The 14013-nt window shown below is 33.4% G+C and carries 8 protein-coding genes; 7 read left to right on the top strand and 1 reads right to left on the bottom strand.

Translation table 11 applies throughout. The features are described 5' to 3' along the window. Positions 1-385 precede the first annotated feature (385 nt). A complete protein-coding gene (locus OZP10_RS01175; protein WP_281633138.1) occupies positions 386-1309 on the top strand; it encodes a helix-turn-helix domain-containing protein in 924 nt (307 codons plus the stop codon). Positions 1310-1342: 33 nt separating this feature from the next. Here OZP10_RS01175 and OZP10_RS01170 read toward each other — a convergent pair whose 3' ends face one another. Beyond that, the gene (locus OZP10_RS01170) at positions 1343-2320 is read right to left on the bottom strand and encodes an AraC family transcriptional regulator (protein WP_281633137.1); all 978 of its coding nucleotides are present in this window, start codon (positions 2318-2320) and stop codon (positions 1343-1345) included. Between the two features lie 435 nt (positions 2321-2755). Between OZP10_RS01170 and OZP10_RS01165 the strand changes: the two genes are divergently transcribed. The 6 genes from OZP10_RS01165 (at position 2756) to OZP10_RS01140 (ending at position 13989) form a co-directional block, all read left to right on the top strand. Further along, positions 2756-3742: a helix-turn-helix domain-containing protein gene (locus OZP10_RS01165; RefSeq protein ID WP_281633136.1), complete on the top strand. Its 987-nt coding sequence runs from the start codon at positions 2756-2758 to the stop codon at positions 3740-3742. 4 nt (positions 3743-3746) lie between these two features. Next, complete coding sequence (locus OZP10_RS01160) at positions 3747-4718, top strand: helix-turn-helix transcriptional regulator (protein WP_281633135.1); 972 nt, start codon at positions 3747-3749, stop codon at positions 4716-4718. A 107-nt stretch (positions 4719-4825) separates the two neighbouring features. After that, entirely contained in the window at positions 4826-5464 is a 639-nt protein-coding gene (locus tag OZP10_RS01155; RefSeq protein WP_281633134.1) for a response regulator transcription factor, read from the top strand. A gap of 69 nt (positions 5465-5533) precedes the next feature. Beyond that, on the top strand, positions 5534-7300 hold the full coding sequence (locus OZP10_RS01150; RefSeq protein WP_281633133.1) for a sensor histidine kinase: 1767 nt from the start codon (positions 5534-5536) through the stop codon (positions 7298-7300). 25 nt (positions 7301-7325) lie between these two features. Next, positions 7326-7703 (top strand): response regulator, encoded by a 378-nt coding sequence (locus OZP10_RS01145; RefSeq protein WP_281633132.1) that lies wholly within the window; start codon positions 7326-7328, stop codon positions 7701-7703. A 691-nt stretch (positions 7704-8394) separates the two neighbouring features. Next, on the top strand, positions 8395-13989 hold the full coding sequence (locus OZP10_RS01140; protein ID WP_281633131.1) for a beta strand repeat-containing protein: 5595 nt from the start codon (positions 8395-8397) through the stop codon (positions 13987-13989). Positions 13990-14013 lie beyond the last annotated feature (24 nt).

Genomic DNA, 14013 nt, shown 5'->3' with positions numbered 1-14013 from the left:
TTATTTACATGAATATTTAAATTGCAGATACAAAACTGTTTGGGTTTTTAAAATTTTTGAGTCTGCCAGAAGAACATTGGCAGGAATAGAAGTTGTACATATGGTGGCTAAGATAAAAAGCTTTTTTTCAGTCTAAAATATTATACCTCGTAAACATTTAGTTTTATTGATTTTGTTTAAAGATTTTGATAAAATAAAAAGGTACTTTTGTTTAATCTGTTAAAAGTTAAGTGTTTAAGTTGTAAAAAAGGTTACCTTTACTATAGTTAAAAAAAGTTAATCATTTTTCAATGTAAAATATAAAGGAATGTATAGTAAACACCGGTTTTACTGCGTTACACCTGAATGGCAGCAGGAAATGGCTAAGACGCTTCATGCGTCATTTTTGGATGAAAAACTATTGGTTTTTCCCGAAAAACTGGGTTTGGGACATACTTTTTTTATTCAGGTTGTTCCTGGAGTTGCAGCCATTGTTATGGATTTTACATTATCATCTGAATTGAAGATTAACCGTATAAAAGACGGTGTAAATCGATATGTGTTTCATTTTGATTTAAGTGAGCAAGAGAATAAAATGCATCTCGAAAGTTCTACCTATAAAATGGGGAATAATATAAAGCGAGGTCTTTCCATATTCAAAAATCAGGGGAAATATTGTTTTGAGCCTGTAATAGGACATAGAATTTTTGCTTTGCGACTATTTATCGATAATCTTCTGATGAATGAATTAATAGAAGAGAATCCAGAGAGTGAACTTATAAAAAAAGCAATCGTATTCGACAGAAAAAAAATCTATATTGATGATCTTGATGCAGACAGTTTATTGCAGCTGATTAATTTAAAAGATATGTCATTCAGGGATTCTTCTTATGAGGTTAGTTTAAAAGGCATTTCTCTTCGTCTAATTTCTAATGTTCTGCTTAAATTAGGCACTGTAGCGAAAAGTCACATTTCAGCTTGGGACGAGGGAGGGATACTAAAAGCAGAGGCTTACTTACTAAGCAATATAGACAAAGCATTTCCAACAATACAGGTTCTTGCCCAGAAAGCAGGAATGTCTGAAACTAAATTTAAGAATTTATTTAAAAAATATTTTAAAAAAACTGCCCAAAATATGTTTCATGAGGCAAAAATGAAACTAGCTCATGAAAAACTATTAAGCGGTAATTACTATACCTTAACTGAATTGGTCGAAGATTTAAATTATTCACAATTAAATTATTTTTCAGAGCTCTACTTCAAATTCTTTAGAAGAAGGCCTATTCATGATTTTATTAAAAAAAATGATTATAGGAAAAATGAAAACTAAATTATATTAAAGTGCAAAACGGCATAAAAGTAATTATGCTTTCTGTAAAAAAGTTAGGGGAGATATGCCGAACTTTTTTTTAAATTTTGCAATGAAGTATGAATAGCTTTCAAAATTTAGCATAGCTGCTATTTCAGAAATATTATTTCTTTTTTCAGAAAGAAGTTCCTTAGCTTTAAATAGCTTATTGTCTGTAAAAAAAATATGTGGGGTAGTTCCAGAAATTTTTATGAACAGTCTTTTAAACTTTGTTTCAGACATATTTGCTTTTTTAGCAAGTGCTGTAATGGAAGGAAATTTGTATTGATAATTTTCAAATAAAAAATTTTGAATATTGATTATGGTCATTACATCTTCATAATTGATCTTTTCTATCACAATACTTTCGTTTGTCATCTGATCTAAATAATCAGAAATCAGTAAGTGGACAGCCGCATTAATTCTTAAACTAAAAGTACCTGTACCAACTGTTTCGTTTTGAAGTTCCTTTAATATTAGATTGCTTTTCAAGGAAATCCTATCAAATTTAATAAAGATATTTTTTTTTGAATCCATTATCTTGTCAAGCTTTTCTGCAAAAGCAGGTGTCTTTTTGATATACTGTTTTATTTTTAATTTCTTTATAAAAATGCATAGAATAAATGTCGAGCTGCCTTTGTGCACACTGTAATCTGTATCCAGTGCCCCATCAATAATTGATAAGTTATATCCGAAACGGCCTATATCGCAAAATACTTCATTAGTTTTTTTTGATTCAGTTTGGTTTAAATCATAGTAAAAGGCAATAAAATCGTCCTTTATATTTTTTTGAATAAAATGTATGTCGGTATTATATTGCACATTAATATATAGTGCAATGGCATCATCTCCGCAATCTGCAAAATACCTGATACCGCTATGAATTTCTTCAGGTACTATTATAGTATTTCCAAGAAGTTTTCCTCCAAACTGCTTAGCATAGGAATCAATCCATTCAAGGTCTGCTCCAAAAGAGTGTTTGATAATTTTCACTGGTAAAAAAAAGGTTTGTAATATAAATGTACAACAAAAATGTGAAATTTATTAAATGATTTTCAGTGTATTGTGTTGCTTTTAAGAAGGATTGTACGGTTGGAATCTTAAATTATTAGTAAAGGACATTCGTTGATACCTAATCAGAGAATATTTAATTATTTTAATTACAATCATTAAAATTCTCTATTTGTAAGATTAAACTCTCTATAGCATCCTTTTTAGATTCGTTTTTCTCTTCTAGTCTTATTTTTATGTTTTTCGGACTCATGCTTAATCAATGATACATTGTTCTTCACTTAATTTTGTCCTGTAAATTAATGAGAAAAAGTTTATGATACGATTTTCAATCCATTAATTATAAGGTAAAAGTGTAAATGAAAATGCATTTGAAGATTAAAGCATAAATCAAAAATTGTTACTACTAAAAATTCAATGAAAAAAATAATACAACATTTTGGTGGTGATTTGGAATGGGTTGATTCCTATGCTAAGCAGTTTGGAGGAAAGGTTTCAGGAAATTCTATAATAGTCCCAAAAGAAATTCATACTGGAGAAAAATATGTTTTGTCATGCGACGAGGGAATTGTTGCTTTATATGTTGATGTAAAATATCATATAGATTTATGTCTGATACAGCAAAATATAAAGAAGGACTTTGTTGCACTTTTTTACAATCTTTCAAAATCTAAGGCTGAACTAACATGTGGAGGTAGTTCAGATGCAATGGGAGCATGGTTTTACAATTTATCGTTAATTGACAGCGACTCAGATTTTAAGTTTGATATAAAAAAGGGAAGCGAAGTATTTATATTCTGCATTTTCATAAAGAAAGAACAGTTAGTATTATTTGCTAAAAAAAATAAACTCTATAGTGAAAGAATAAATGATATTATAAACATAAACTCTGCCGAAAAAAAAATTACGGAATGGGACCGTATGAGTAATGATTGTTTTCAACTTCTTGATGATTTAAGAAAACATAAAAAAGACGGTATAACTTTCGATCTTTCGATGAAAGGGACAACTCACATTTTGATCTCTGATTATTTAAGAGGAATTGGTAAAAATGAAATCATCAGACAGCATGTCAGTGAATCGGATTTCTTTAGTATTATTAAATGCCAGCATATTTTAATACAAAATTTGCAAAATCGCTTTCCTGGAATTAAATCTTTGGCAAATCAGATTGGGATGTCACAAACTAGGTTTAAATTTTTTTTTAAGATGATAACAGGTTATACGCCACATTCTTTTTTCTTAAACAATAAGCTCTTTAAAGCAAAAGAACTTATAGATACGCAAGAGTTTACTATAGAAGAAATTGTTTATAAGTTAAATTTTCCTTCTAGTTCAGTTTTCTCAATTGCATTTAAAAAACAATTTGGAATGTTGCCTAAAGCATATTCTCTTCAATTATAATCATATGGTAGAATTAAAACATACTTATTCGCATAAAATAGATTGGTACACCGCGCTGGCAAAAAGTATAAATGCAACTTTAATTAATGATAAGATTGCTATTTTTCCCGAAAATATTGGACAAGGGGTATCTTTTTCCTGTACGGTTATGGATGGAATGTCAGTTGTTCTCATTGATGGGGTTTTTACAGCTGATGTGCTTGCAAAAAGAATAGAATCTGATGATGATCTATACATATTGCATTTTGACTTAAGTGAAAAAATAAATACGCTTAATATTGACGAAAATAGAATGGATGGTTGCGTTCCAGAATGCAAATCTGGTTTTTCTGTAGTGCATAGTTCAATTGGCAGTAATCTTATTCTTTTAAAAGGGCAGCGTGTTTTTACCCTGCGTATTTTAATAGAGAGAGAAAAACTTATAAATTATCTGATTGAGAAAGATAAAAAATTGAAAAATATAGAAAAGAAAATTTTATTCTATAATCATCTTAATTCTAACAATAAGCTTTTAATCAATTCGCTGAAAGGTAGATCTGCATTTGACGCTGATTTTGAATTGTACATAAAAGGAATTTCTTTTAAAGTTCTGGCAAATTTTATAGATACCTATACCCAGCCTACAAAATCTGATATCCGTAAAGTAGAGCTAAATGGACTAAATACTGCAGCTGAATTTTTAATTACTAATGTAAAGGACACTTTTCCAGGATTATCATATTTAGCAAAAATTGCCATTATGTCTAAGACTAAATTTAAAGCAAGTTTTAAAAAGGTTTATGATGAAGGTGCATATTCGTTTTTTGTAAGATGCAAAATGACAGAAGCTAATAAATTAATTAAAACTGGAAATTTTACTTCTTTAATTGAAATTTCAAATGAGGTAAACTATAATCGAAAAAGATTTATTACAGCCTATTTTAAATATTTTAATCGCCATCCATTAGATGATTTTAAATGTGCAGATGACTTGTAAAAAAACAGATCCATTTTTAAGAATGCATGAAGAACTTTTTATGTGTCCTTTTTTAGAGAAAATGTGGCGCAAAACTAATAAGATAATTATATAAAGCATCGTAAATTATGTCAGTAAAAAAATTTGTTGTTGCAGATGATTTTGCCATTGTTAGAAAAGGAATGGCATCCCTTCTTAGAAAAAAATATGAATATTCTGAAGTAGATGAAGCATCTACATTTTTAGAAATAATCAATCTGATAAAAATAAAGAAAATTGATTTGCTTGTTCTCGATATTGATTTTCCAGACGGAACCAGCCTAAATTTAATACCTACTATTAAAAATATACAGCCTGATATTAAAATTTTAATTTTTTCAGCTTTCGAAGAAGAAATTTATGCAATTAGATATCTAAATGCTGGCGCTAACGGGTATTTAAATAAATTGGCAGCCATTGAAGAAATGGAAGAGGCAATTGACTCGATGCTTCAAAAAGGAAAGTATTTAAGCCCAGAGATTCAAAACAAGATATTGGATTCATATATTTTAAAAAGACCTGCAAATCCGCTAGATCTATTATCAAATAGAGAAATAGAAATAGCAAAGTTAATGGTTGATGGCTGTGGAAATAGTGTAATATCAAAAAATCTAAACATAAAAAAAACAACAGTAAGCACTTATAAAAATAGAATTTTTGAGAAGTTAGAAATTAGCAATCTTTCTTCGTTAATAGGCTTTTTTAATCTTTATTTTAAAAGTGCGTAGTCAAAATGAAAGAGTTATATAAAAAATACTCAAAATTAGATACACAAGAAAAACTTTAATGTAGTTAAGATGCAAGAACAAATACCACAATGTAAAAAAAGAAAAAAGGTGCATTTTGCTTTACTAGGGTGCATCATTTTTATACAGATGTTTCTGCTGATCCAGCTTTATAGCGAAACAGTTAATGAATCAAAACTTGAAGATTTGCAGAACAAAATAAAATTTTCTTCTAAAGCAAAGGGCTTAAGTTTTCAGGTGCAGGGAGAGTTTATAGCTATGCAGAGAAAATTTAGGATGTATGCTTACTCAAAAAATGAAGTTTATTTGAAGCAATATTATGCTCATTTGGAGAAGCTAAAAGAACACGTAAAGGGGTTGTCGGATTTTACAAAAACTAATAAAGATTTTTATAGTGAAGTAAGCAGAAAAAAAAACTATAAGGATTTTTTTTATGGTTTTAATTCTAAGATTGACTCCCTTAATAACAGACAGGTTCTGCTTCGTCGGGATTTTAGAGGCAAATCTGAGAATATGACACCGCTTAGCTATAAAGAGATTTTAAATAGCATCCATGTTGAGTCGCATTATGAGGTTGATAGTGTTGTTAAAAAGAAATTTTTAGGAAGACTATCCGACGCCATCAATGGTAAAACCGCTGTTCAAAAAGAGCGAATGAATTTTATTATGACGATGAAATATGGTGATAAAGTAAGTTCTGGGGATATAAAAGATCAGGTAAGCCACATATTCAAAAAAAATAATAGCTATTATCAAAATGAATTTGAAAAATATAAGAAAGAGACTGAAAGATTGAAGAAAATTAATGGCATAATTTTAGAAAACTATGAGAGAACGCTTAATGAACTTGGGATACTGCTAAATAATTATACAAGAATTCTAAATTCAGTTGAAGACAATACAATAGCCGAGTTTAAAAAACAATATGCAGAAAATATTGACTCCAGAAGTTATACCAACATTGGCTTATTGTCTTTAATGATTTTAGTTTCAGGTGCATTGGTCTTTTTTACTCGTCTTGCTTATATTGATAATGAGCGTCTTCAAACCATGCAAAGAAAGATCGAGCAAAATCTTAAGTTTAAAGGCAGGATTGTAGGTATGATTGCCCATGAAGTCCGTTCTCCTTTACATATTATTTCAATTTATTTAAGTGCGATAAGTAAGCAGATTAAAGATGTAGACCTTCGAGAATCAGTAAATGCAATTCAATTTACAACAAAATCACTTTCTTTATTAGTTAACCAAATACTGAATTTTTCAAAAAATGAAGGAAAAAATCTTGTTTTAAATAAAGCAAAATTTAATTTGAAAAAAGAATTGACCCAAATTTTAAATGGATTGGCAAGTTTAGTGCAAGATAAAGGAAACATATTTAAGTTAGAGATGAATATATTTTCAGATCTGGTTGTAAGCAGTGATGCAATAAAAATTCAAGAACTTTTTTACAATATTATAGGCAACGCAAATAAATTTACCAATAAAGGAATAATTGAAGTTTTTGTATGTTGTAGTCCTGTAACGTTAGACAGCTATGAATTAAAAGTAAAAATTAAAGATAATGGTATCGGAATGCCGCCAGAAGATTTGAAAAATGTTTTTGAAGCCTATTATCAGGGTGAAGTTTCAGATAAAGTGCATAATCTTGGACTAGGATTGGGGTTAAATCTGTGTAAAGAGTTTGTTGAATTATTTGGAGGTGATATTCATGTTGAAAGTGAATTAAATAAAGGCACGACCATAAGTTTTAATCTTTTCCTACAGGTACGAGATATCAATCTTGATAAGGAATCTAAAAAAGAGATTCTAATATCGTAGTACAATCTTATAAATTTAAATGAATATGATTAGCAATAAAACTTTTGTAGTTGCAGATGACAATAATATTGTCAGAAATGGATTGAGTTTTTTTATTAAAAACACCTATGATTCTGTAGTAGTGCATGAAGCGGCAACTTTTTTAGACTTAATACAACTAGTAGAAAAAGAGAAAATTGATTTAATAGTTTTAGATATCAATTTTCCAGATGGCGTAAGTTTAGGCATAATTCCAACTGTTAAAAAAATACAGCCAGAAATTAAGATTTTAATTTTTTCGGCTTTAGAGGAAAGCTCTCAATCTCTACCATATTTTGAAGCTGGCGCTAATGGCTATTTGAATAAGGCTGCTACTGGATCTGATATTGAGCAAGCAATTATTTTGGCTCTTAAAAGAGCATAGATCAAAAGAAGATATATACACCATAAAAAAGTTATTCTTGTTAGTTGACAACATGCTTTAATAAGGAATTAGCATGCTTTAATAAAGAAAATATACGTTTTTAAAATGTGTTACTGTTTTGCAATACCTCTAACTAAATCTTTACTCCTAAGTCCAGTAGATATTAGGTAAGGTTATTAAATTAATGGCTATATGCTTGTTAGAGCTAAATTTTAATAGTAGCAATTATTCAAATTTTAAAAAACAGTCTGGTATAAATGGATTCTTATTCTAAAAATAAGAATAAAATTTTACTACAAAAATTACCAACTTCCAATATAATTAGCTTAATCAGTTTCTTTTTAAAGTGGGGATGCAATTGTTTTTTAAATTGTAGAACTAGTACTACAATTTAAAAATAAATTGGTCTACAGATGCAGGATCTGAGTCAATCTATCTTTGCAAAAAAAAAATATTAAGCTCTTTTACAGAGCCTTTATGTTAGAATTTAAATAATATTTTTTAAAAAAAAATTATGAAAACAAAAATTGTACTCTTCTTATTTCTTTACGCCTTTCAAGTTCTCAATTTTTTCAAAAAGAACTTGTTTGTACAAGCAAATGCATTTGAAACAATGCCGAAAACTCATGTTGGTGATACAAGTGTTACAAACGTATCATTAACAGTTAATTAATCAGACTTAAATATAATCATGAAATTAAAAATTAAATTTTTGGTGCTGTTTCTGTTTTCTGTAGTTAGTTTTATGGGGGGGAGTGTTTTTGCACAAACCGTCAATGCTACAGGAACAAATTCCAACTGTCCTAATGAAACTAGTGTTGTTGCGACAACGTCTGGTTTGGCAGGACCTGTTGGTTTTCAATTGTTGTCAGGATCGACGATCGTAAGGCCTTTTGCAGGCTCCGGATGGGATTCCTCTGGCAATTTTACTAATTTACCGGCCGGCACTTATACGGTAAAGGCTAGAGGTAATAATGATGACAGTACAATCGTTACCTCGACGAATGTAACTACTGTTGTTAATTATACTCCTCTTACGGTATCGGTTTCTCCTGTTACCAAAGTCGCGTGTCCTACAGACTTGGGGAGTTTAACAGTAGTTGCAACTGGTGGCAGCGGTAATTATGGTTACGGGATTACGCCTGTTGCACAAAATACTGAACCTGCGACTTATCAGGCTTCGGCAACATTTACGGGCTTGGCAGCGGGTTCTTATAAATTCTGGGTAAAAGATAATACCTGTTCCTCAGCAGTAGTTGCAAATACTACAGGATCTTATACTATACAAACGCCTGTATCGGCTTCTGCATATACAGTAAACCAAAGGGAACTACTGCTTCAAAACCCGGCTACCGCCGCGGGAGGATATAAAGTTGTAACTGCTACTTTTTTTAAAGCTGGATATATTTATATGACAACTGCTGAACAGCAATTCTTTACTATATATATAAAAGATGTTACCACAGGAATTACGTATCCCGAACAACCAATTACTAATGTAACGATTAATCTTCCTCCGGGTGATAATGTATTGGGGCATACTCTTAAACTTTGTCTTAGAAATATTTGTGATAATTCGGTTAAAGAACTTGATGTTTATCAGACTCTGCCGATCGTAAACGTTACCGCTTCTTGTGGAACGGCACAGATAACTTACCAAGGCTATAGTTTAATTTCATATCCTGCTACTTTTGTTTTTACAGATACAAGCGGTCTTCATCCGGAAAATACTAAAACAGTAATTGCTACAAGTAGTGTTTTGAAGACTTTGGATTTTACTCCAAACACTCATGTAGATTGGAAAATTATTGATAATGACGGAAAAACATGGCCAGGTAACACTTTAGATTTTACTAAAGATCTTACAAATGGAGAAAAAAATTTAAGCTTTAGAGCTAGTGATGCGGATAATTGCAGGTATAATGAAAGTTATAGAATGTTTGTAACTATAAAAGGAATACCTCCTTTTAGTGCAGGTCTGACTTATGTGGTTACAGCTTCTGATAATCCCCTGGTTCCTGTAGGATACACAGGGCGATTGAATCCTTGGGGTGGTGGAGGAGACTTTATCCCTGAATTTACACTTAGTCCATCGAGTAATAATTGGCCGGGAGGACACTATACTCTGATGGTGAAAACTCCAACTGCGGGAGGATGTTATGATGGAAAAACAGTGAATGTTACCTCTAGCGGACTTAAACCTGTTGTGACTGACATTACAAAGACAGCAATATGTGGTTCTTTCAACTTTACTGTAAATGGTGTATATGACTCTTTATCGAGATATGAGCTTATTATAATAAGTGGGCCGGGGACAACTGCAGGTACTACAAGAGCGGTTACATCTGGTGCGACTACCTTTACAAACATGCCTTATGGTACTTACACGCTTGCTTTACGAGTTATTGGTTCAACGGGAACTTGTCGTGTCCTCGATTTGGATCCATTTACTTTTACTGCATCAAGTGCAATAGGGTTTGATGCTTTAAACAGTGGTGGTTTTGCATGTGATCCTTCAGGAAAAGGAGATGTTGTAGTTGAGGCTTCAACAGTTGTTAGTGGAGCTACTTTAGAATACAGTATTGATAATGGAGCTTCATGGCAATCATCAAATAGATTCGGAAATGTAAATGTTGGTACTTATTCTGTAAAAATTAGAGAAACAGTTTGTGGTACTGTTACTACTCAAGTCGTAATAGTAACATCTAACCTGATGGCGACCATAAATAATAATCCTGCAAAAGATATAGAGTGTATAGGAGATCCTGTAAAATTGGATATTAATGCTCTGGGCGGTACTGCTTATACCTGGACTTATCCTGATGGTTCTACACATTCGGGTAAACAACAAAACTTAGGTGGTGCTACACCTGCTATGGCGGGAGATTATTATGTTACAGTAAGTAACACAACTTGTACATCAGATCCAATAAAAGTGCATCTTGATGTATTAGACAAATCGTCTGTTAATACAGTTGCTAATGTAATTGTCCATAAAAATTTGGCAATTAATATTCCGATAACGGGTATAGCTGCAAAAAAATACAGTGATGCAACTACTTCTGTAGACTTTGCTACTACTTATAACTGGACAAATGATAATACAGCAATTGGTTTGGCGGCAAGCGGTACGGGATCAATTTCATTTACAGGTACAAATTCAGGTTCAACACCTATTGTTGCAAACATTACAGTAACGCCAACTACAGCTTCGGGTTGTCCTGGAACAGCAAAGACTTTTACAGTTACAATTTTGCCTGATTCTGAAGTGATTACAGGAACAGCATCAGCGTGTGTAAATTCTACAACACAATTAAGCGATGCCACTCTAGGTGGAGTTTGGAGTTCATCTGATAATACAGTAGCAACTATAGACGCAACAGGCTTAGTTACGGGTGTGTCAGTGGGTACAGCAACAATATCTTATACTGTAGATAATAATGGTTACGTTGCAACAGCAACACAGGTAGTAACCATAAATGCACTACCTGCTGTACCTTCTGTAGGTCCTGCAGATTCAATCTCGATTAATCAAGGTGCAACAACTACACTTACAGGTACGCCTTCGGCAGGAGTATGGAGCAGTGATAACACTAGTGTAGCAACAGTAAATGCGAGTACTGGTGTGGTGACTGGAGTTGCAGTTGGTTCTGCAAATATTATATACACAGTTACAAATGCGAGTGGCTGTAGTGCATCATACACGGTGAATATTATTGTTAATGGAAGTGGAGTACTTCCGTTTGAGTGCGGTGCACTTGGATATATGGTTGGAGATAACAACCTTTATTCTTTTGATGCAAGAACAGGCACAACAACATTGATTGCAGCGTTGCCGAATAGCCCATTGGGAAAAGCAAAAACAACCTATAATGCATTAGCATACAATGAAAAGGATAACTTTTTGTGGGCTCCGGTAGGTTATGGTTACTTGGCAAAAATTGATACGGCTGGTAAGGCCCAATTTTATAAAGTAACGGGATTGCCTAATACGCCTTCTGCAGGTGCAAGTAATAATGAAACGAGTAGCTATGCTTCATTTATTTGTGGCAGTTTTGATAAAAATGGAAATATATATCTATACAATCAGCAAGGTAAAAACTACTATAAAGTAAATATAAATAATGGTACACCTACTTATGCTGGAAGCACACAACTTGGGAATGGTGCGGGTTATGCTTTGTATGACTGGATATTTGATCAAAGCTCAAACACAATTAAAGCTGTGTCAGTTGGGGCTCCAACCAGACTTTTTGAATTCAATTCGACAACAGGTGCTATAGTAGGAAACACAGTAGTGGACCCAGGAACATCCGGTTTAAATTCTGAAGGAACCAGCGGGTCTATTTTTAGGGATGCTTATGATGTAATGTATGTTTATGGTAATAAAACTGGTGGATTATATAGATTAGCTAAAAACGCTCCTTATACAGCAACTAAAATATCTACGTTGAGTATATTAGCCAATAATGACGGGGCTAATTGTCCTTGTACTACTTTGGCAACTATCGACTTTGGCAATGATATAAGAAATGTAAGCGTTTGCCCAATCCCAACACCGTCTATTGATCTTCATGTGCATGGTACAGTAGCGGGAGTGGTTTTGAGGGTATATAAAGACGGTATTTTATATAAAGACAATGTTGTCACTACAGATGACACAACTATTGTTCCAGGTCTTAGTGAAGCTGGTCTATATACTGTTAAACTTTGGTCAAATGGTTGTAATGCTTGGTTAGATGTAAATGATTCTGTAAGAATTAATATCAATCCTATGCCTAATGTTGTAACTGTTAATCCGGCAGCAGTATGTTCTTCTACTCCAGTAGATTTAACAGCAGCAGCTGTTACAGCGGGTAGTGATACAGGATTGACATATACTTATTTCACCGATGCGGCAGGAACAATTGCGTTGAGCAATCCTAATGCAGTAGCCACAAGCGGAACTTACTACATCAAAGGAAGTAATGCTACTTGTAGTAGTATTCAGCCAGTTGTTGTAACAGTAAATTCATTACCCACAGCACCAACATTAGGTACAGTGACACAGCCAACAAGCTGTGCAACACCAAACGGTAGTTTCCAGATCAACAGTTATGATGCCGCAACTTACACTTATGTGGTTAACCCATCAACAGGTGTAACAGTATCAGCAACAGGATTGGTAACAGCACCGGCAGGAAGCTATACGGTAACTATGACAAATATTGCATCAGGCTGTACATCGCCTGCATCTGCAAGTGCAACAGTAAATACTGCACCAACGGCACCAACTGCGCCAACATTAGGTACAGTGACACAGCCAACAAGTTGTGCGATTCCAAATGGTACTTTCCAAATTAACAGTTATGATGCTGCAACTTACACTTATGCAGTTTCACCAGCAACAAGCGTAACGGTATCAGCAACAGGATTGGTGACAGCACCGGCAGGAAACTATACGGTAACTATGACAAATATTGCATCAGGCTGTACATCGCCTGCATCTGCAAGTGCAACAGTAAATGCTGCACCAACGGCACCAGCAGCACCAAGTTTAGGAGCTGTAACACAGCCAACAAGCTGTGCATTACCAAACGGTACTTTCCAAATCAACAATTATGATGCCGCAACTTACACTTATGTTGTTTCACCATCAACAGGCGTAACGGTATCGGCAACAGGATTGGTAACTGTACCAGCGGGAAGCTATACAGTAACTCTTACAAATAAAGTATCAGGCTGTACTTCTGTGCCGTCAGCAACTGCGACAGTAAACGTTATAACATCTCTTCCATTGGCTCTTACGCCATCATCTCAAACAATTTGTTCGGGAGATCAGGCAACGCTAACCGTTTCGGGAGATAATGGAGGTGTGGTTTCTTGGACATCCAATTATCCAGGGTTATCTGGTTCAGGGACTACTTTCAATACAGGAACTCTTACCAATAAGGGAACATCGCCTTATACCGTGCTTTTGAATGCAGCAGTTGCTGCTGGAAGTTGTTTTGGTCAAGAAACTGCAACAGTAACGATACTTCCTCAACCTCGGGTTATTGCTGTGCCTTCTTCGGCTACAGTATGCTCTTTCGAAGTGCCACGCATTACACTTACTTCGGTATTGTCAGGCACTGCAATCAGTTGGGAGTTAATCAATACTGTAGGGAACAGCGTAGTAAGTACCGGTTCGGGAACTGATAATGTTGTATTTAACAACGCTGTACCGTCAGGTTCATATACCCTTAAGGTTACAGGAACCAAAGACGGGTGTATGAGTGTTACGAACGTGTCATTAACGGTTAATTAATTAGTAATAAATAAGGAAATGAAC

It is taken from the genome of Flavobacterium luteolum, from assembly GCF_027111275.1.
Lineage (GTDB): Bacteria > Bacteroidota > Bacteroidia > Flavobacteriales > Flavobacteriaceae > Flavobacterium > Flavobacterium luteolum.
The sequence above is the reverse complement of the archived record's forward strand: the minus strand, read 5'-3'. Positions and strand labels throughout refer to the sequence as shown.